The following is a 21,377-nucleotide window of genomic DNA, read 5'->3' on the forward strand; positions in this document are numbered from 1 at the left end:
TACCCTACGGGAAGCAAGCTACAGAATGACACTTTTAACCCGTTTTTAGTATAATCTCTTAGCAACGAAATCTGTTGTATACTGGTGTGTGATATCTAATTACTCATGCTAATTTTCTGTTCTTTATACATTTCTTTAAACAAAGCTTGCTGTTTTTTGTGATCTACAATTGGTGCAGGATAACCAATAGCACGACGCTCTAAAGGTGTAATATTACCACTTATTAAAAACTCTGTCTCCACGGACTTTAATTCTCGAACCCATTGCCGAATATATTCCCCTTCTCCATCAAATTTTTGTGCTTGACTTGCTGGGTTAAAAATCCTTAATGGTTTGGGGTCCATGCCACTCGAAGCGCTCCATTGCCAACCACCATTATTAGCAGATAAATCACCGTCAATGAGTTTCTGCATAAAATATTTTTCTCCCCATTGAGGATTGATAATTAAATCTTTAGTTAAAAAACTAGCAACTATCATTCTACATCTATTGTGCATCCAGCCTGTTTCATTTAATTGCCGCATGGCTGCATCAACTATTGGATAACCTGTTTTTCCTTCACACCAAGCTTGAAAATATTTTTCATTATTTCGCCAAGGGAAAGTTTTAAAACTCTCTCGATATGCACCATCAGCTAAATCCGGGAAATGATACATAGCGTGTTGATAAAATTCTCGCCAAGCTAATTCTTGTTGCCAAGTGCGAATACTTGCTGTTACTTCTTCACTATTACTATTTTCCAGGGATTCTATTGTTGCTTGCCAAACGGTACGAATACCAATTACACCAAATTTTAAAGCTGCACTTAATTGGGATGTACCATCTATAGCAGGAAAATTACGCTGTTCTTGATATTCAGTAATAGCAGAATTTGTAAAAGTTTCTAAACGTTCCTGTGCTGCTGTTTCCCCTGGTGCAATAATTAGTTCTCCATCCCAAATAAAGCCTAAATCTTGAGCAGAAGGTAAATTAATTGCACCTGCTTGTTGAGCTATTGCTTGTTCTTGTGCTGTTAAATTTTCAAAATTTTGTAGAGCTTTTACTGGAATTGCTTTTTGTTTACTAATCCAATTTTTCCAGAAAGGAGTATAAACAGTATAGGGAGTTTTAGCACCACTAAAAATTTCTGGTGGTGAATGAAGTAACTGATCCCAATTTTGATTAAGAAACTGAATACCTTTTGCTGTTAAGGAATCAATGACAGCCATATCTCGTGTTTGAGAATACGGTTCTACATCCCAATTCCAAAACACTGCTTTTGCTACCAATGCTGCTGCTAAATCGGGAATTATTTTGACTGGATTACCTTGCAGAATTAACAATTGGCTACCAGCTTGGATATATTGTTTTTGGAGTGCTTGTAAACATCCAATCATATAAGTGACTCTAGCTGGTGCTATGTCATCTCGTTGGAGAATATCAGGATCAAGGCAAAACACACCGACTACCTTTGCACTTTGTTCTCTGGCTTGAGCCAGTCCTGTATGATCGGAAATACGTAAATCGCGGCGGTGCCAAAATAAAATTAGGTCAGACATTCGTTTTTCATACAGTTTATTTGTACTAGTTTAAGGCTAAAAGTAGTATTTAGAATCACGCCACTCAAAAATTGATTAGACATCTGGTAACAAAGATTGTAGCGCCAAGAATTCCTACCCAGGAGGAGTCCTTCTGTATTGTTGCATTTTAAGCAATGTCCATCGGACACTACTTCAAATTTTTCATAAATGATTTAGGATTCGTATAGTTCTTCATCATTCTGATAAAAACTGGTGCAAGAGGATTTTCGGTTAATTGTTGATTTGGTATCGGTTCTTGCAGTCGCTGCCTGTGGTGGACTGCTGGCTGCTTTATTAAAACAACCTGTACTGCTGGGGTATCTCATTGGCGGTATGGTCGTGGGGCCTGCCGGACTGGGGGTAATTAAAGAGGTTGTGCAGGTAGAAACTCTGGCTCAGTTTGGGGTAGCTTTTTTGTTATTCGCTTTGGGTGTGGAGTTTTCCTTTGGGGAACTGAAGAAAGTAAAAGCGATCGCACTTGGAGGTGGTAGTTTACAAATTATCCTCACTATTCTCGTCACTGTTTTGGTGTGTGCAATCACAGGTGCTTGGGGAACTTTACCCGCCAAAGGGGTATTTTTGGGTTCAATTCTGTCTTTGTCTTCCACAGCAGTTGTTCTCAAGTGCTTAATGGAACGCAACGAAACGGAAACCCCCCACGGTCAAGTGATGCTGGGTATCTTGGTAGTCCAGGATTTAGCTTTGGGGCTAATGTTAGCCGTGTTACCAGCCCTGCACGAGCCTGGAGAAGTCCTGGGTATGGCAGTACTAACAGCTTTGGTGCGAATTGGTCTATTTGCAGCCGGTGCGGTTGTAGCAGGAATTTGGTTAATTCCCCCTTTGCTGAGACTCATAGCCCGCACTGAAAGCCGGGAGTTATTTCTCTTAGGAGTTGTAACTCTATGTTTATGTATTGCCCTACTCACTGAATATTTAGGTTTATCAATTGAAATGGGGGCATTTGTCGCCGGTTTGATGATTTCTGAGGTGGAATATGCTGACGAGACTCTGACTATTGTTGAACCTTTACGGGATATCTTCGCTAGTTTATTTTTCGCTGCTATTGGGATGTTAATTGACCCAATATTTTTGTGGAACAATCTAGAATTGATTCTCGGCTTGGTGGGACTTGTTTTTATTGGTAAATTTTTAATTATCACTCCCCTAGTTAAATTATTCGGCTATCCACTGAAAACAGCTTTAATTGTGGGGTTGGGACTAGCGCAAATCGGGGAATTTTCCTTTGTGCTGGCTAGTGAAGGACAGGCTTTGGGGTTGGTTTCCCGACGGATATATTTACTAATTTTAGGAACTACCGCAGTCACGCTGATGTTGACTCCTTTTGTTTTGCGGTTAGTACCATTTTTATTCAATTTTGCTGAATCTATGCCTTGGTTGAAACCTTACTTAGAAGAAGATCAGGTGCGTGATTTATCTGAAGATTTGCCACAAAAAGACCATATTGTTGTTTGTGGTTATGGTCGCATTGGTAAAAATTTGGTGCGGTTATTGCAACAAAATAATTTACCTGTGGTAGTCATTGACCAATCGGAAAGTAGGATTCAGCAATTACGGGAGGCAGAAATACCTTATGTTTATGGGAATGGGGTGAGTTTTCATGTTTTGGAAACTGCTGGGGTGAATCATGCTCAAGGAATGGCGATCGCTCTCCCAGATCCTGCTAGTATTCGTTTATGCTTAAAACGGTCTTTGGAATTATCCCCAGAATTAGATTTAGTTGTCCGCGCTACCCAAGATAAAAATATTGAGGTACTTTACCAATTGGGAGCTAGGGAAGTGGTACAACCAGAGTTTGAAGCTAGTTTAGAAATGGCTGCTTACTTACTCAGTCGTGTGGGTTTGTTACCAGAAGTAGTGCAGAAACAAATGCAGGAAATCCGCAAAGACCATTATTTAGATTTGCGTTCTGAACGTTCTGCAACTGAGGTTTCTGAATATTTACAGGAAGTAACCCGCGATTTGAATCGCCGTTGGTATGATTTACCTTCTGATTCTCCATTGATTGGGATGACTTTAGAAGAAGCGGATATGCGCTATCTGATTGGGGTGAGTTTAATGGCTATTCGTCGCACCAATGGGGAAGAGATTGATTATCCTAATAGTCAGATTAAACTAGAAGCGGGCGATCGCTTGCTAGTGGTGGGCGCAACTGAGGAATTAGCTGCATTATCCGAATTTGCTCAAGGAAATGCAGCGGTTCCTGGAGAAAGTAATGCTTGTCAATGGATAAATGTTCCAGCGAATTGTCCTATTTTGGGTAAGACTTTGGCAGATTTAACCGTTGATAAAGATTATGGGGTCAAAGTCCAAGCTATTCGGCGAGATGGCAAATTTATCCGCTTTCCTCGTGGCAATATGGATTTGAAAACAGGTGATCAAGTTCTTTTGTGCGGTAGTTTACCCAGCTTGAATGAACTCCAACAATTTTTTACTCCTTCTTGTGAGTTACCTGTGATTCCGTAGAGTGGGGGAGGTTAAATTATACTAAAAACGGGTTAAAAGTGTCATTCTGTAGCTTGCTTCCCGCAGGGTACGAAGTGAAGAATCTCCGAGATACTAGAGCCTACGGCACGCTACGCGAACGCTGCACTACGTTACGCTCAGTATGACATAAGTCCAAATTTCACCCGTTTGCAGTATACCTGTTACTTTCCAGAAGAATATGGATTAAATGAACCGCGAAGAAGCGAAGAGCGCGAAGGAAGAAGGAAGAAGGAAGAGAAGATGGAAAGAAGATGATAAATTTTACACGGGAAAGAGAGTCATTTGCCCTGCTCCCTGCCCCCTGCCCCTTTCCCCCTATTCTATATTGGCAACTTCTACTCTGCCTTCTTGTGGGACTAACCCCCTTTCTAATACTGCTTCACTGCGAGATTTCATATAGACAATCGCTGATTTCCAAACAATAATTTGCTCGTTGTTGCCATCTACAATACATACACAATTGTGATCTTGCCAAAAAACCTGACCTGTGATTAGGTCTCCAGTTATTAGTTTGAATTCAACTGTGGGTTTTTGTTTAATCCAAGTTTGCACTTGTCGAATGCTAGGTAGGCTCGTATTAAAGTCAGTTGTTGCCATTGTTGGTAATGATATATATATGTACGAGGGACAATGTTTAAATCAGCACTCATCTATCTTTGATAATTCATCTAGGGAAAAATGGCAATCGAATTTACTAAGTATCATGGTCTAGGTAACGATTTTATTCTCATTGATAACCGTTCTACCTCTAAACCAGTAATTACACCAGAGCAAGCTGTAAAATGGTGCGATCGCCATTTTGGGATTGGTGCTGATGGTGTGATCTTTGCTTTACCAGGTGAAAATGGTGCTGACTACACGATGCGGATTTTTAATTCCGACGGTTCAGAACCAGAGATGTGCGGTAATGGTATTCGTTGTTTAGCCGCATTTTTAACTGAGTTGGAAGGTGTATCCCGCACTAAAGACTATTATCGCATTCATACTTTAGCAGGTGTGATGACTCCCCAACTCACTGATGATGGTCAAATCAAGGTGGATATGGGTTTACCTCATTTACTCGCACAAGAAATTCCCACTACCCTTGTTGCTGCTGACAGTAAAGTCATTAATCAACCTCTAGAAGTCGCCGGCAAAACTTGGAATGTTACCTGTGTCAGCATGGGAAACCCTCACTGCATCACTTTTGTTGAAGATGTTGCGGCTATTCCTTTAGAAACCATTGGCCCCAAATTTGAACATCACCCAGCTTTTCCCCAAAGAATCAATACAGAATTTATTGAAGTTGTTAACCGTAATTACTTAAAAATGCGGGTTTGGGAACGGGGTGCAGGTATTACTTTAGCTTGTGGAACTGGTGCTTGTGCGGTTTTGGTAGCTGGAGTTTTGAATGATAAATGCGATCGCACAGCTACAATCGAATTACCAGGTGGCCTCTTAGAAATTGAATGGTCAGAAGTTGATCAACGAATTTATATGACAGGGCCAGCAGAACGAGTATTTACAAGCAAATTCTAACCTGTAGGGGCGGGGTTTCCCCGCCCTTGATTGTATTGCTATAATCGTTATCAATATAGTTTCTTGTAGGGTGCATCAGATTCGATAATTTAGGACAATTAACAGATTTTTTATACCTGACGCACCTTATTAATAAGTTATCCCCAAAGCGACAATAATCAATTATCTTTAATTCAAATTAAATCCAACTTGTATAGTGCGTAAATTCCATATCTTATGAGCATTATCGTCTTTGGCAGCATCAATATAGACTTAGTGGCAATAACCCCCCGCTTACCAATTGCCGGAGAAACCCTGCTAGGAGAAACCTTTTTTAAAACTCCAGGAGGTAAAGGTGCAAATCAAGCAGTCGCATTAGCAAAATTGGGAATTCCTACCCACATAATAGGACGTATAGGGGATGATAGTTTTGGTGAAGAACTCATTAAAAACTTGCAAATCTCCGGTGTAAAAACAGAGAATATCACCATTTCCGAAAATGTCAGTTCTGGAGTTGCTATCATCACCGTAGACAATGCTGGAGAAAATCACATAATTGTTATTCCCGGTGCAAACGGACAAGTTAATCAAGATGATCTAGAAAAATTATCTCACTTGTTACCACAAGCAACAGCCATACTTTTACAATTAGAAATTCCTATTGAAACCGTTGTTAAAGCTGCCCAATCTGCCAGAGATGCAAATATTACCGTTATTCTTGATCCCGCACCAGCACAAACTCAATTACCAGATCAACTTTACCCACTCATAGATATTATTACACCCAATGAAATAGAAGCAAGCCAATTAGTAGGTTTTTTTGTCAATGGAGAAGAAACAGCAGCAAAAGCAGCAACTATTTTATTGCAACGGGGAGTGAAGTGTGCAGTGATAAAATTGGGTGCAAAAGGTGTTTATTGTGCCACTGCTGACCAAAATTTCTTTATCCCAGCTTTTCCAGTTCAAGCAGTTGATACAGTTGCTGCTGGTGACGCTTTTAATGCAGGTTTAGCAGCAGCACTTTTTCACAAACTCCCTTTACGTGAAGCTGTAATTTGGGGTGCAGCAGCAGGTGCTTTAGCAACAACAAAAAGGGGAGCGCAGAGTTCTTTACCTGATAAGATTACTTTGGAGAAGTTTTTAATAATGTAGGCGCGTTGTAGTTTTTCACTTTCCTTCATTTATAACCATTGGGGTTACGCAAGAAGTTCCGTTTAACAATCGTCAGGTAAAGAGGAAGTACGTAAACCGTCAGAAGAATATAATAACCAAATTCTGACCTTGATAAGTTGTATTTTTAAGGCAATATATTCATATCAATATTTTTTATTATCTCTGCTTTCCTAATCATGAGTGATCAAGAACTGCTGGAAATTATTCAAAAAGCTGCGAAAGATAAGGCAACTAAATTAAACCTTTCTAGAAAAGGCTTAACAGCCCTACCAGCAGAAATCGCCCAACTCACCAACCTCAGCGAGCTTGACCTCAGTGGAAATCAACTGACGACCTTGCCAGTAGAAATCGCCCAACTCACCAACCTTAGCCAGCTTGATCTCAGAAACAATCAACTGACGACCTTGCCAGTAGAAATCGCCCAACTCACCAAACTCAGCCTGCTTTACCTCAGAAACAATCAACTGACGACCTTCCCAGAAGCGATCGCTCAACTCACCAAACTCAGCCTGCTTTACCTCAAAAACAATCAACTGACGACCTTCCCAGAAGCGATCGCCCAACTCATCAACATCAGCCAGCTTGACCTCAGTTACAATCAACTGACGACCTTGCCAGAAGCGATCGCTCAACTTACCAACATCAGCCTGCTTGACCTCAGAAACAATCAACTAAAGACCCTGCCAGAAGCAATCGTCCAACTCACCAACCTCAGCCAGCTTTACCTCAGAAACAATCAACTGACGACCTTCCCAGAAGCGATCACCCAACTCACCAAACTCAGCCAGCTTTACCTCAGTAACAATCAACTGACGACCTTGCCAGTAGAAATCGCCCAACTCACCAACCTCAGCCAGCTTTACCTCAGAAACAATCAACTAAAGACCCTGCCAGAAGCGATCGCCCAACTCACCAACCTCAGCCTGCTTGACCTCAGTTACAATCAACTGACGACCTTACCAGTCGGAATTAAACAACTATCTAAACTCGAAACACTCGATTTACGTGGCAATAAACTCAATATTCCTGAAGAAATTTTAGGTATCAGTTGGGATAAATTGGGTGAACCGTCGAAGATTCTCAGCTACTATTTCTCTCTCCAAACCGAGGAGCAAAAACCCCTCAACGAAGCTAAGGTATTGCTTGTAGGTCAAGGAACTGTGGGTAAAACTTCCTTAGTTAAACGGCTGATTGAAAACAAGTTCGACGCAAACGAACGTAAAACCGAAGGCATCAATATTCAAAACTGGGATATAGAAGTTAATCACCAAACTATCCGACTGAATATATGGGATTTTGGTGGTCAAGAAATCATGCACGCCACACACCAATTTTTTCTCACCAAACGCAGCCTTTACCTACTGGTAATTAATGCCCGTGAAGACGAACAACAAAACAGAATAGAATACTGGCTGAAAATAATTGAAAGTTTTGGTGGTGATTCTCCTATTATTTTAGTTGGCAATAAAACCGACGAGCATCCCCTTGATATTGACCAAAAGGGACTAAGAGATAAATATAAAAATATTAAAGAAATATTGTCTATTTCCTGTAAAACTGGCAACGGTGTAGATAAATTATTAGCAGTTATCAAACGAGAAATTAATAAATTAGAAGGTATTCATGATCCTTTACCCCTCAGTTGGTTTGAAGTCAAGACCTGTCTAGAGGAGATGAATAAAAACTATATTGACTACAGCGAATATGAGACTATTTGCCGACGAGAAAAAATCACCGAAGAACTTAAACAATCTACACTAATTGAACTGCTGCATCAACTAGGCATTATTCTCAACTTCCGCGATGATCCCCGTGTACAAGATACTTCTGTCCTTCATCCAGAATGGGTAACAATTGGCGTTTACAAAATTCTCAACGATAATCTACTCATGACTCAATTCCGGGGAATATTGCAACGTCAACAATTACAAAGAATCTTAGACTGTCCTGAATATCCCCGTAATAAACAACAGTTCATCATTGAAATGATGGGGAAATTTGAACTCTGCTTTCCTTTAGAAGATAGAGATAGTTATCTCATCCCTGACTTATTACCCAAACAAGAACCCGCAACTGGAGACTGGGAGAATATTTTAGCTTTTCAATATCATTACAATGTTTTACCTAACAGCATTATTTCCCGTTTTATAGTCCGAATGCACCACACCGCAGACAAACAAACTTGGTGGCGAACTGGTATAGTTTTAAAATACCGCAATAGCCGAGCATTAATAAAGAGTGACCAAGAAGACCGCAAAATCTTCATTTCTATCACTGGTGATATCTCCACCCGCAAAGAATTACTAGCAATGATTCGTTCTCAATTTGATGCCATTCATCAGACTTTTACTGGTTTAGATCCAAAAGAAAAAGTACCAATTCCCGGACATCCTCACATATTTGTAGATTATGAAAACTTGCTTGTTTATGCAGATGAAAATTTACGCATCATTCCCGCAGGACTAAAAGAAGCTTTCAATGCGATAGAACTACTAAATGGCATTGAATCAGAGCAAGAACGCCATAGACGCAGAGATCGTGAGAGAATAGAAGCACCAAAACGAGCCAAAGACCCTGATATGAATCCACAACCATCAGAAACACCTCCAAAACAACCTATTTCTTCTGCTGAACGCGGTATTGCCTTAGCGATGGCTTTAGGAGTATTAACTACTTTTATTGTCCTTGTTCTTAATCCTAGAACTATGAATGGCAATGCTTTAGCTATTCTGAGATTTTTAGCATCTGCATTTGCAGGTATTTCTGGTTATTTAGTTTCTGGTGATCTCGGTTTAGAATCTTCAATACCTTTTCTAAAGACAAAAACTCAGGTTAAAGCCACAGGAGCATTTGCCGCATTTGTTTTAGTATTCTTACTTTTCTATATGGGTGTTCCACCTTCAGAAACGACACCACAACAAACTCCCACATCAACACCATAATATTTTTTTATCCAATGAGTTACAATCCTTAAATCCTGCAAATCCTGATTCAGACAAAATTTCACCATAAAAATTAGCATTTATACCATTTTTATATGAAGCTGCACAGAATGATTCTTGCATTGACAAGGTTTTCAGACTCCTAATTATATGCAACTTCATATTAGATTGGTATTACATAGATGATAGAATTCTTACTTACTTTATAAATCTTGAATGAAGAATTAAAGGAATAGGAAATTTCTGACTTCTTTAATTCCCAATATCCTCATTCCATAATTCTGGTTTTTCTGTAATAAATTCACTCATCATATTTTCGCATTCGTCAAGGTTTAAATCAACGACTTCTACCCCATGAGAAATCATAAAATCTTTTGCACCAGGAAAGGTTTTTGATTCTCCAGCAATTACTTTTTTAATGCCAAATTGTACAACTGCACCAGCGCATAAATAACAAGGAATTAAGGTAGAATATAAAGTTGTACCTTTGTAATTACCGATTCTCCCAGCATTCCTTAAACAATCAATTTCGGCATGGGTGACAGGATCACCATCTTGTACCCTTTTATTATGTCCTTTACCGATAATTTTGCCGTCTTTGACCAAAACAGAACCGATGGGAATTCCTCCCTCTTCTCTGCCTTGTTTAGCTTCGCTAATTGCAGCTTGCATAAATTCGTCCATTTGATAAACTCCTGATATGAAAAAACAACTGGTATTACTAGATCATGATGGCGGTGTAGATGATTATTTAGCAACTATGCTCTTGCTGACAATGGATCATATCCAACTTCTTGGCATTGTTGCAACTCCCGCAGATTGTTATATTCAAGCATCTGTTAGTGCTACTCGTAAAATTATTGATTTAATGGGATTTTCTCATATTCCAGTTGCAGAAAGTACTGTGCGCGGAATTAATCCTTTTCCTCGTCTTTATCGTCGTGATTCTTTGATTATTGACCGTTTACCTATTCTCAATCAAAAGGATACTATTAATACGCCTTTAGTTGCACAAACAGGTGAAGATTTTATGGTGCAGGTGTTACGGGAAGCACCGGAACCAGTCACGTTGATGGTAACAGGACCTTTAACAACTGTAGCTGTAGCTTTAGATAAAGCACCGAAAATTGAGAAAAAAATTGCCAGAATTGTTTGGATGGGTGGTGCTTTAAATGTACCAGGAAATGTGGAAAAAAGTCTAGAAGCTGGACAGGATGGTTCTGCTGAATGGAATGTTTATTGGGATGCAATTTCAGCAGCGCGAATTTGGGAAACGCAAATTGAAATTATTATGTGTCCTCTGGATTTAACTAATAATGTATCTCTGGAATTAGATTTATTTAAAAAAATTGCTAGACAACGCCAATATCCTATCTCTGATTTAGCAGGTCAATGTTATGCTTTGGTTGTTCCTCAAGATTATTATTTTTGGGATGTTTTAGCAACGGCTTATTTGGGTAAACCTGAGTTTTATGAATTGCGAGAATGGGAAACAAAAATTATTACGTCTGGTGTTAGTCAAGGACGAACTAAAATAGTTGCCGGAGGAAGGAAAATTTACGCTATGGATAAAGTAGACAAAGAAGCTTTTTATGCTTATATTTTACAGCAATGGGCAAGATAATTACTGTCCGTTCGCTCATTTGAGAAAATTTAAACCTAAGAAAAGAGCAGCTACAGTTCCAGCTACAGAGATTTCTCCTTGAGCAATTTTATCTAATACTGATTTTAGAGGAATTAAGATAATTTCAATTTCTTCGGTAATATCTAGATTTTGTTCGCCAACTTTGACTACATTTTCTGCTAAAAATAAATGTATTTGATTGGTATCTTTACTCGGTTTATCGTAGAGAGTAGCAATTTTTTGTAAATTTTGAGTAGTATAACCTGTTTCTTCTCTTAATTCTCTGATTGCTGCTGTTTCTGCACTTTCTGTGGTGGAATTAAAGCTTCCTGCGGGGAGTTCTAAAAAAAAATCCCCTACAGCGTGTCTGTATTGACGAACAAAAATTATTTCTTGTTGATTGGTAATCGGTAAAATCAGTGCAATATCTGGCTTAATACTGATAAAATAATCATCTATAATCTGCCCATTAGGTAATTCTATTTGATCTTGTCTAACCTTACACCAGTGATGATCTATAATCATGTTTGATTTTAAGATTTTCCATTTTCGTAAATTATTCATAAAACAAGTTACCGATGAAAAATTACCTGAAATTTTAGATAATTAACTGCAAATGTAAAAAAGTATAACAGATATAATAAAAAACCTAAACTTTGCACTTAAACTGTTTGCTTGCTTCAATTCAATATCTAGTATATATATGCAAATTAATGTCAAAATATTTACTGTTAATAAACGATTTCCATTAACTATTAGTAGAGGAACAACAGCACAGACGACTAATGTGTGGGTGCAGATTTCCCAAGATGGGGTTGAAGGTTGGGGGGAAGCTTCACCTTTTGGTGTGGGCGATCGCAGACAGTCTACTGATACAATTAGAGAATCTTTGCAGCAAATCACGCCTGTGTTGCAAGCATATAGCCCTTGGGAACGGCAGCAGATAGAGAAAGTATTGGCTCAAAAACAGGTTCCTTCGGCGGCTAGGGCGGCTGTAGATATGGCGCTGTATGATTGGATGGGTAAGAGTTTGGGGCTACCTTTATGGCAACTTTGGGGACTGGATAAAAATGCGATCGCACCAACTTCGGTGACAATTGGCATTAATTCCCCAGAAGGGGCAGCAGCGAGGACGCGAGACTGGTTAGAATACATGGATGTGCGGCTGCTAAAGGTGAAGTTAGGTTCACCAGCAGGGATAGATGCAGACCGGAAAATGCTGTTAGCCGTGTGGGAAGAAGCACCAGGAATAGACTTATTTGTAGATGCTAATGGGGGTTGGAACTTAGCAGATGCGATCGCAATGTCTCTTTGGTTAGCTGATTTAGGTATAAAATATATAGAACAGCCATTACCACGCGGTCAAGAAGCCAATTTAGCCACCCTCAAGGAGCATTCACCCTTACCCATCTTTGTAGATGAAAGTTGCTTTACCAGCGCTGATATTCCTGAATTAGCCGACTATGTAGATGGTATCAACATCAAGCTAATGAAATCTGGTGGTTTAAGTGAAGCCATGCGAATGGTACATACAGCAAAAGCGCATGGTTTAAAAGTGATGTTTGGCTGTTATTCTGATAGTTCACTGGCTAATACAGCAGCTTTACAACTTGCACCTTTAGCAGATTATTTAGATTTAGATAGTCACCTCAATTTAATTGATGACCCGTTTATGGGTGCAGTGGTGCATGAAGGACGAGTTTTACCTAATGATTTACCTGGTTTGGGAGTAAAATATAGTGCGTTTGCCGCTTAATCAAAAAACAGCAATTTTACTGCATGAGGGACTCAGTGGTACTCAGGGTAAAACCGGTTTGTCCATTTTACGCTACAGTGAAGCCCCAATTGTCGCAGTTATTGACCGTGAATCTGTTGGTAAATCTTTATCAGAGTTAACAGGTATCAAGCGTGATGTTCCCATTGTGGCATCGGTAGCTGAAACGTTTCGGTATATGCCGGAAGTATTAGTAATTGGGATTGCTCCCAAAGGTGGTTTAGTACCGGATAATTACTGGCCTGATATTAAAGATGCTCTCAAAGGGGGAATGTCTTTGGTTAATGGATTACACACACCTTTAGCGAATATCCCGGAGTTAAATGCACTTTTAAAACCAGGACAGTTAATTTGGGATGTCCGCAAAGAACCAGCTAATTTAGATGTCGCTTCGGGGTTAGCGCGGACTCTTTCCTGTCGTCGGGTGTTGACGGTGGGGACTGATATGGCGATTGGTAAAATGTCTACTAGTTTAGAATTACATTGGGCTGCAAAGTTGCGGGGTTGGCGTTCTAAGTTTTTGGCAACAGGTCAAACTGGTTTAATGTTAGAAGGTGATGGGGTAGCTTTGGATGCTGTGCGGGTAGATTTTGCTGCGGGTGCTGTAGAACAGTTGGTAATGCGTTTTGGTAAACACTACGATATTCTGCAAATTGAAGGACAAGGTTCTTTGTTGCATCCTGGTTCGACTGCAACTTTACCGTTAATTCGTGGTTCTCAACCAACACATTTAGTATTAGTTCATCAAGCCGGACAAACTCATAACCGCAATAATCCCCATGTGCCAATTCCACCGTTACCAGAAGTAATTAAGATGTATGAAATGGTGGCTAGTGCAGGGGGTGCTTTTGCTAAAGTTCCTGTAGTGGGTATAGCTTTGAATACTAGGAATTTAGATGAAGCTGGAGCGAGGAGTGCGATCGCTCAAACTATAGCCGAAACCGGGCTACCTTGTACAGATCCTGTGCGTTTTGATGCTGGTTTGTTGTTAGATGCAGTGATGCGGGGTTAGCAATACTTGTGGTTGAAAGTTGATGAATAGTGAATTAGACTAAAAATAATGCAATGTAGTATTGTGCATTATTTTTAGGTGATTCCATGAGTACCACGAGTTTTCGGCTGGATGATGACTTGCAAGAGAAACTTGACACCGCTGCTACCCGTCTTCAGCGTTCTAAGGGTTGGATAATTAATGATGCTCTACGTCGGTATATTGAGCAGGAAGAACGAAAACAACAGATGCTGGAAGAGACTCAAGAAGCGATCGCGGATATTGAAGCCGGTCGTGTAGTATCAGGGGAAGAGGTGATGAAATGGCTAGAAACTTGGGGAACTGCTGCTGAAACTAAGGCTCCTTTGATATGAGATTGGAGTTCTCGGAAAGTGCAATTCAAGATTTGATTCGGCTACGGGCGTTTATCGCAGTTCATAACCCAAAAGCAGCAGAACGTATATCTCTGCGGCTACGACAGGCGATTGGAAAACTTGTACTGCATCCCGATATAGGGCGTTCTATACCAGAGTTTGAAAATGTCCGTGAACTTGTAGCTGGTGATTATGTGGTGCGATATTTACGCCTTGAGGATGTGATTTTTATATTAAGAATATGGCACGGTAAAGAGTTTCGTGATTTTGGGTAAGTGGGGGAATAGTGGGAAGAATCACATTTTTAAATCTTCCCACTTTCACCCCGTTTTCTTACAATCAAGATAGTTCAGCTAAATTACCAGCTTGAATCACGTAAACTTAGGTCATAACGTGGATTTATGGATATTCCCTGTGAGCGATCAAGATATTCTCCACTATAACCAATTCGCCATAATAAGACTTCATCAATCCATTGAATAGCTTGTCTAATTAGAGTCCAACGCTGTTCAGTTGTCATAGTTCCTACTCTGGGATGAACTGCATCATTTCGGACATCAAGAAAAGATTGTATTTTGTCAGGGTTGATATCACAAAATAGTCCTATTCGTTCAAGTAAAAGGCTCAATCTGATTCCGGTTACACTTAAATATTTTTCGTCTGTTTTTTGATATTTAGAGAGGAGATTCCAATATTGTTTAGCCTCTTTATTTTTGCTGATATCAAAGAGTAATTCATAGTTAGCTTTTTTGGTAGCATCAATTTCTTCCTCTACAAGAATGGTATAACTTAATCGCTCAAGAGCAGCACCAGCAGAACTGGCTGTTATTTCCCATGTCATTGGTCTTGTTGCTTGGAAATACTGATTTAACACAAATTCAAAGGTATCTTTCCAAAATGTTTTTTGGATCATGCGTTCAAAAGTAGAAAAACACTTTAAATAATCCGTCAGGTCACTATATGATGTGATCCATGAATAACCTAATTGCTCTAAAGGAGTAGTCTGAGATGCCTGAGCGACGGCACAAGAGGTAATAACATGATGGAATATATCTTCAGTATATTGTTCACCCTGAACATAAAGAGATCCTAAATATCCCCCATTTGCATAAGACAGAACCCAATTGAGGTTTTTGAGGCGATCTAAAATATCTTTGAGTGTAATGGTTTGAAGCTCAGAAAAAGTCTCAGGCTCTGTCGCTTTATATTTTCGTTGATAAAGCTGACCAACTGTGGTTATCAGTGTACCTATATTGCGATTTTCTGGCTTGAGCCATTCAAGGGCTTCATTTCGTATTTCCAGGCTGATATTCCAAGTATCATCTATAGGTAAGTCTATACATTTTCCTGCTGTTTTCAATTCTACTTGTTTACCAGTTGCTGTTTCTGTGGTCTGTGTAATTAACCCCTTTTGTCCATTACTTGTAAGTTGAAAGCGAGTATTAGGTAAATAAAATGTAAATATATTAGCTGTCTTGTCAATGTCACCATAAAGCGCCTGAGCAGTAGAACCTCTCATCGCTCTTACTGGACCAATAACCGTAGAATAGTCGCCGCTATAAAATGGTTCGTCTATGGAAAAAGAATATCCCTTCAAAGGATTTAATGGGACTGACTGGAAAGCTGCGGAACGTGGTACATCACACTCAACATTACCAATAATTTCAAAATCCCAATTAATACGCGGTGTGGGGTATATTTCAAGCTCTGCTAATAGACGACCTTCACAATCGTTTATCTTGCCGATGTTATTGTACAGTTTGACTTTTTCTTTAAGAATTAAATCTTTATCTTGAGGAAGCATTATGAAGTATTTTAAATAACAATCAAGTTATTATACTCATTTTGAAATGATAATGTCAAACTATACCTGTCATTAATTTAATACTAATCACTCTTTACACTTCAGATTTTTGACTAGCTAAAATTAACTAATCTAAAATCCTAAACCCAAACTCCAAATCACATTACACTTCCGGTTCAACCCCCAAAGACCGCAACTGTGCTGCCAAGCGATTTGCTCTTTCTTCACCAGTTAATAATAAATTACCTTGCAAATCCCACCAGCGCAGCCAGGGTAATTCTGCATTCTGATATTCTCCCTGCCATAAACCTAACTCAACTCCCAAAGGTGCAATCGGATAATGTCCCCGTTCATTTACTGGTAATAACTGATATTGTCCACTAATGAATTTATAAACTTCTAAACTGGATTTATTCACTTCATAAATGCCATAAAAAGCAGGTTTAATTACCTGTTCATAAATCCAAAATTTACCTTTCCAAGGGGTTTTGTCTCGTTCTTTCACACCATCTCCAGAAACAAATTCTAAAGCAACTAATGGCGAAATCCATTCTAACCAACGCACATAAGAACGTCGGATTTTACCATCTAATAAAGGTGGAACATTGGGTATATAAAACCAGTCTGGAGCTAGTGCGCCTATTTCTAGAGGCTCGGTAATGCGCCAATAAATAGCACTATTTTGACCTATGATATATTGCCCGTCTGGATGAAGTTTTTGCAATACAGGTTTGATGGAATCGGTTAGTAAAATGCTTTGGGGATGTGCCTGAAAGTTTTTTACAAAAGTACCATCAGACTCTGGGAGTTGGGTATGGTCTGGGAGGCTGGTTTCTGGGTAGGGACGGTTGATTGCAGCGGTCATATACCCTCGCGTGTTGTGAGGTTTGTTTTAGTTTAGCAATATTAGGAAGGAAAGCGATCGCACCTAATTTAATAAATACGATGCCTGCGGCGGGCGTAGCCACCGCATTTACCTCTAACTAACCTTCTCCACCCCTGCTAAATCCAAGATAGGTGCGATCGCATCTTCTCGTTTTACCGCCATCATATGCACACCTTGGCACAATTCCCGCGCAATCTGCACTTGTTCCGCTGCGATTTTCATGCCTTCTTCTAGGGGATGTTTAGCTTTTGCTAATCTATCAATAATATGTTGGGGAATATTTACACCAGGAACAACCTTATTAATAAACTGGGCATTTTTGGCTGATTTCAACAGAAAAATTCCTGCCAAAATTGGTTTATTATAACCTGCTGCAACTTTATCCATGAACTTTTCTAGGATTTCAAAATCTGTAATTAATTGACTTTGAAAAAATTGCGCTCCGGCTTCTACTTTCTTTTCAAAACGACTTTGTAAACCTGACCAACTTTTACTTTGAGGATCTACCGCTGCACCTGCAAATAAATCTAATGCACCATCATTGAGGAGTTTTTCATTAAAATCCACACCTTGATTCATTTTCCTAATTAATTGCAATAGTCGCACAGCTTCTAAATCAAAAACAGCTTTTGCTTCAGGATGATCACCTGCTTTTACAGGATCGCCAGTTAAAGCTAAAATATTGCAGATACCCAAAGCATGAGCGCCCATTAAATCTGCTTGTAATCCTATCCGATTGCGATCGCGGCAAGCAAACTGACAAATCGGCTCAATACCATTTTGCAACAAAATCGCTGACGCAACCAACGAAGACATCCGCATCACCGCTCTGCTACCATCAGTAATATTGACAGCATGAACCCTTCCCTTAAGAGTCGCCGCCATTTTCAGCATCTGCGTGGGATTTCCTCCTTTGGGAGGTGCGACTTCAGCAGTAATGAGAAACTCTCCCGCTTCTACCGCTTTTCGGAAGTTATTTAATGTACTAAAGCTCTGGGTATCCGGCATAATGTTATCAATTCGGTTTTCTTAAAGGGTAAAACAAATCACACCCAAAAGCGAAAACCTTAGAGAGGAACAGAAAAACCCAAAGCAGCTTTGACATCTGCTAAGGTAGAGTAAGCGATCGCTTCCGCTTTTTCCCTACCATCTCGCAAAACTGACTCCAGATAGCCTTTATCTTTCATTACCTCCTCATATTTCTCCTGAATTGGCTTTAAAGCATTAATTGCTGTTTCTGTCAACAATGGTTTAAACTGTCCCCAACCCATATCTGCACATTCAACAACCACTTCTTCCTTAGTTTTTCCAGCCAGTAGAGTATACAGAGTTAACAGGTTATGACATTCTGGACGTTCTGAGTCATCAAAAGTTAAACCCCTCACCAAATCAGTTTTACAGCGTTTAATCTTCTTCGTAATTTGTTCTGGTGAGTCTAAAATATTAATTCGGCTCAATTCCGAAGGATCAGATTTTGACATTTTCCGTGTTCCATCTGTCAAACTCATCACCCTTGCACCTTCCTTTCTAATCAAAGGATCTGGTAACTTTAGCACAGGTGCATCTTTCGCAAATTGATGATTAAACCTGTTAACGATATCCCTTGTTAGTTCCAAATGTTGTTTTTGATCTTCACCCACAGGGACTTTATCCGCTTGATAAAGCAGAATATCCGCAGCCATTAGCACGGGATAATCTAACAAACCCACACCAACATTTTCACCTTGTTTAACCGCTTTTTCTTTAAACTGGATCATATCTTGCAACCAGTTTAGTGGGGTAATGCAATTTAGCAACCAGGTAAGTTCACTATGCGCCGAAACGTGAGATTGCACAAAAATGTGAGAATGATTTAAATCAATACCACAGGCTAAATATAAAGCAGCAATATTGTAAGTATCAGCCGCTAAAGTGGCGGGATTATGCGGTACAGTAATTGCGTGTAAATCTACCACACAAAAGAAATTTTCATACTGATCTTGAATTTCTACCCAGTTGCGAATCGCACCTAAGTAGTTACCTAAGTGTAAGTTACCAGTTGGTTGAACTCCCGACAGAACGCGCTGCTTACCCATAATTATCAATTAGTTATCTCCAATCACCGCCTTTGTAAATGGGGCGGTTACATGACTTATTTTAGTAGTCATTAGTCATTAGTTATTAGTGATTGGTAAAATTCCCCAATCTCTTCATTTCCTCAACCTCTTGTAGGGTAGGTATTATTTCATGTTGCTGTTCATAATCATAAACAAGAGTACCAAGAACTTTGAGATAGTCTCGATCATTTTGTGTAATATTTACTGTATCCAAAGTTTTACTCGGTTTCGGTGGCAATTAATAGCGATCGCATTTCGCAAGCCAAATTTATTGTATAACTATTTGATTTTATAACCGCGACTACTGGTCGCCAATACTTAAGTTGACTATAAATCAAATCGGATGGCTATGGCTTACTATAAAAATAGCAATAGCATCACCACCAAAAAATGTCCCAGGTTTTAGAACAATCAATTAAAATTCAAGCCGCTGCTACAGTAGTAGATCGCTGTGTTACAGATTTAACACTCATGCACCGTTGGCTTAACCCTGTTCTCCGTTGTGAACCTGTCGGAAAAGTGTGGAGTACTGAAGTCGGTAGTCGTAGCCGATTTATTATTCAAATTCCCGTAATTAAACCCACATTGAACACAGTTGTTGTCGAACGGCAACCGGGTTTGGTAATCTGGGGATTCAAGGGATTTTTCCAAGGAAGCGATCGCTGGGAATGTCAACCTGTAGCAAAAGGCACACTTCTAATTAACCGCTTTGAGTTTCAGATTCCCAACCCCTTAGTCAGTTGGGGTTTTAACACCTTTGCTGCATCTTGGACAAAAGCAGATATGCAAGCTCAACTGCGTCGTCTCAAACGAGTTGCAGAAGAAGTGGCTAATTTGTAATTGAGGCATAGGGAATAGATAGAAAGTTATTCTTCTCTGCTCCTCTGCCCCATTCTATAAGTAATTTTGCATTAATTTAGTTTTTTTTATCCAATTTTGCCAGTAATTGGCGAATTACAGTTGCGTCTTCAGCGTCGGGAACCTTGGCTAAATAACTTTGTAAATCGTCTATAGCTTGAGTGAACTGACCAAGTTTATAGTAGAGCAAACCTCTATCTCTCACTTCTAAACTCACACCAGGAAACAACAATAAAATTCGCTCCACTGCTGCTAGACTTCTTTCTGAATCCTGCTGTTTGAGGTAAATATACTTCAAATTTGTCAGTATTCTTGCTAAAATCTGTCGATTACTAACTGCGGCTAAAAATTCAGGTTGTAGAGTCACAGATTGCTGATAAATTTGCGAAAGCCTTTCTTGGCAATCTTGTGCAAACATCACTTCACCACCATTGAAAGCATCAACAAAAATCTCTATATCATTAATGTCGGGACGAATCAGAAAATGTCCAGGCATTCCCACCCCCACCATTGGGAAATCAATGCGTTTGGCTACTTCCAGGTAAACCAGCGCTAAAGTGATGGGAATCCCCGTTCTGCGTTCAATTACATCATTAAAAAAGCTATTACGCGGATCATAGTAATTGACTTTATTACCTTTATATCCCAAATCATCGTATAAATACTGATTAATACTTTGAATCACCCGCAGCGGATAGCGTGAAGATGGTAAGCGCTCTTGTAACTCAACAGCTATTGTATCGAGAGCGTTGAAATATTCTTCTATATCAAGATCAGGATATTCTTCTTGAGCAATATACAAAGCCGCCTTTGCCAAGTTGATAGACTCGTCAGATTGTTGAATCTCCTGGTAAAAATACTGACGTGCTGGAGAGAAATTCATAAGCAATAGGGATGAAGCGACTGAAGGGAAAAGTAAACAGTTTTTTGTACTTAACTCTTATTTTAGGGTATTCAGAGAATTTAGAAATGTCTATTTCCCTCGTTCCCATTCTCCAGACTGGAAATGCTGTCTTGGAGGTTCTATCTCCCAATATTAATATAAGCATAAATTCTGTATACGCGATCGCACCAAGTAACGAGAGCAGTTGCTAGGATTTTCCACCTTTTTTATGAGCGATCGCTATCTCAATATAAAATTTAGATGAAAAATTCACCTATGCCATACCTAATTTTCTTCTACCTACAATATGCGATCGCACCAAGTGACGAGAACAGTTGCTAAGATTTTCCACCTTGTTTATGAGCGATCGCTATCTCAATATAAAATTTAGATGAAAAATTCACCTATGCC

Annotated in this window: 19 protein-coding genes; 10 read left to right on the forward strand and 9 right to left on the reverse strand. The window is 39.5% G+C overall.

Annotated features, from left to right (window positions below; all coding sequences use genetic code 11):
- Positions 1–95: 95 nt before the first annotated feature.
- A complete protein-coding gene (locus VB713_RS10260; RefSeq protein ID WP_323311458.1) occupies positions 96–1,538 on the reverse strand; it encodes an FAD-binding domain-containing protein in 1,443 nt (480 codons plus the stop codon).
- Between the two features lie 234 nt (positions 1,539–1,772).
- On the opposite strand from VB713_RS10260, the gene VB713_RS10265 reads away from it, so the two are divergent.
- On the forward strand, positions 1,773–4,043 hold the full coding sequence (locus VB713_RS10265) for a cation:proton antiporter (RefSeq protein WP_323311459.1): 2,271 nt from the start codon (positions 1,773–1,775) through the stop codon (positions 4,041–4,043).
- 336 nt (positions 4,044–4,379) lie between these two features.
- On the opposite strand, the gene VB713_RS10270 is transcribed toward VB713_RS10265, so the two are convergent.
- Positions 4,380–4,661, reverse strand: coding sequence for an Hfq-related RNA-binding protein (locus tag VB713_RS10270; protein ID WP_323311460.1), 282 nt, complete (start codon positions 4,659–4,661; stop codon positions 4,380–4,382).
- An 81-nt stretch (positions 4,662–4,742) separates the two neighbouring features.
- On the opposite strand from VB713_RS10270, the gene dapF reads away from it, so the two are divergent.
- From dapF to VB713_RS10285, 3 genes are all read left to right on the forward strand, one after another.
- Complete coding sequence (gene dapF / locus VB713_RS10275) at positions 4,743–5,582, forward strand: diaminopimelate epimerase (RefSeq protein WP_323311461.1); 840 nt, start codon at positions 4,743–4,745, stop codon at positions 5,580–5,582.
- Between the two features lie 216 nt (positions 5,583–5,798).
- Positions 5,799–6,713, forward strand: coding sequence for a ribokinase (rbsK, locus tag VB713_RS10280; protein WP_323311462.1), 915 nt, complete (start codon positions 5,799–5,801; stop codon positions 6,711–6,713).
- 197 nt (positions 6,714–6,910) lie between these two features.
- A complete protein-coding gene (locus tag VB713_RS10285; RefSeq protein WP_323311463.1) occupies positions 6,911–9,676 on the forward strand; it encodes a COR domain-containing protein in 2,766 nt (921 codons plus the stop codon).
- 252 nt (positions 9,677–9,928) lie between these two features.
- Here the strand turns inward: VB713_RS10285 and VB713_RS10290 are convergent, their stop codons facing one another.
- A complete protein-coding gene (locus VB713_RS10290) occupies positions 9,929–10,360 on the reverse strand; it encodes a nucleoside deaminase (RefSeq protein WP_323311464.1) in 432 nt (143 codons plus the stop codon).
- Positions 10,361–10,376: 16 nt separating this feature from the next.
- Between VB713_RS10290 and VB713_RS10295 the strand changes: the two genes are divergently transcribed.
- Positions 10,377–11,300, forward strand: coding sequence for a nucleoside hydrolase (locus VB713_RS10295; RefSeq protein ID WP_323311465.1), 924 nt, complete (start codon positions 10,377–10,379; stop codon positions 11,298–11,300).
- A 15-nt stretch (positions 11,301–11,315) separates the two neighbouring features.
- On the opposite strand, the gene VB713_RS10300 is transcribed toward VB713_RS10295, so the two are convergent.
- Positions 11,316–11,864 (reverse strand): NUDIX hydrolase, encoded by a 549-nt coding sequence (locus VB713_RS10300; RefSeq protein WP_323311466.1) that lies wholly within the window; start codon positions 11,862–11,864, stop codon positions 11,316–11,318.
- 139 nt (positions 11,865–12,003) lie between these two features.
- Here VB713_RS10300 and VB713_RS10305 point away from each other — a divergent pair, with 139 nt between their 5' ends.
- From VB713_RS10305 to VB713_RS10320, 4 genes are all read left to right on the forward strand, one after another.
- Entirely contained in the window at positions 12,004–13,056 is a 1,053-nt protein-coding gene (locus VB713_RS10305; RefSeq protein WP_323311467.1) for a dipeptide epimerase, read from the forward strand.
- Positions 13,040–14,086: a DUF1611 domain-containing protein gene (locus tag VB713_RS10310; RefSeq protein WP_323311468.1), complete on the forward strand. Its 1,047-nt coding sequence runs from the start codon at positions 13,040–13,042 to the stop codon at positions 14,084–14,086. The genes VB713_RS10305 and VB713_RS10310 overlap by 17 nt, the downstream gene beginning before the upstream one ends.
- An 86-nt stretch (positions 14,087–14,172) precedes the next feature.
- Positions 14,173–14,439: a CopG family ribbon-helix-helix protein gene (locus VB713_RS10315; RefSeq protein WP_323311469.1), complete on the forward strand. Its 267-nt coding sequence runs from the start codon at positions 14,173–14,175 to the stop codon at positions 14,437–14,439.
- On the forward strand, positions 14,436–14,714 hold the full coding sequence (locus VB713_RS10320) for a type II toxin-antitoxin system RelE/ParE family toxin (RefSeq protein ID WP_323311470.1): 279 nt from the start codon (positions 14,436–14,438) through the stop codon (positions 14,712–14,714). Before VB713_RS10315 ends, VB713_RS10320 begins: the two co-directional genes overlap by 4 nt.
- Positions 14,715–14,797: 83 nt before the next feature.
- Here the strand turns inward: VB713_RS10320 and VB713_RS10325 are convergent, their stop codons facing one another.
- The 4 genes from VB713_RS10325 to trpS form a co-directional block, all read right to left on the reverse strand.
- A complete protein-coding gene (locus VB713_RS10325; protein WP_323311471.1) occupies positions 14,798–16,243 on the reverse strand; it encodes a hypothetical protein in 1,446 nt (481 codons plus the stop codon).
- 163 nt (positions 16,244–16,406) lie between these two features.
- Complete coding sequence (locus VB713_RS10330) at positions 16,407–17,108, reverse strand: Uma2 family endonuclease (protein WP_323311472.1); 702 nt, start codon at positions 17,106–17,108, stop codon at positions 16,407–16,409.
- A 114-nt stretch (positions 17,109–17,222) separates the two neighbouring features.
- Positions 17,223–18,137, reverse strand: a complete 915-nt coding sequence (locus tag VB713_RS10335) for a methylenetetrahydrofolate reductase (RefSeq protein WP_323311473.1) — start codon at positions 18,135–18,137, stop codon at positions 17,223–17,225.
- A gap of 59 nt (positions 18,138–18,196) precedes the next feature.
- Positions 18,197–19,204 (reverse strand): tryptophan--tRNA ligase, encoded by a 1,008-nt coding sequence (trpS, locus tag VB713_RS10340; protein ID WP_323311474.1) that lies wholly within the window; start codon positions 19,202–19,204, stop codon positions 18,197–18,199.
- Between the two features lie 411 nt (positions 19,205–19,615).
- Between trpS and VB713_RS10345 the strand changes: the two genes are divergently transcribed.
- Positions 19,616–20,065, forward strand: coding sequence for an SRPBCC family protein (locus tag VB713_RS10345; protein WP_323311475.1), 450 nt, complete (start codon positions 19,616–19,618; stop codon positions 20,063–20,065).
- A gap of 76 nt (positions 20,066–20,141) precedes the next feature.
- Here VB713_RS10345 and VB713_RS10350 read toward each other — a convergent pair whose 3' ends face one another.
- Positions 20,142–20,966 (reverse strand): SirB1 family protein, encoded by an 825-nt coding sequence (locus VB713_RS10350; protein ID WP_323311476.1) that lies wholly within the window; start codon positions 20,964–20,966, stop codon positions 20,142–20,144.
- Between the last annotated feature and the right edge of the window lie 411 nt (positions 20,967–21,377).

Origin of the sequence: Anabaena cylindrica UHCC 0172, from assembly GCF_034931625.1 — a bacterium.
In the GTDB taxonomy this organism is placed as follows: domain Bacteria; phylum Cyanobacteriota; class Cyanobacteriia; order Cyanobacteriales; family Nostocaceae; genus Anabaena; species Anabaena cylindrica_A.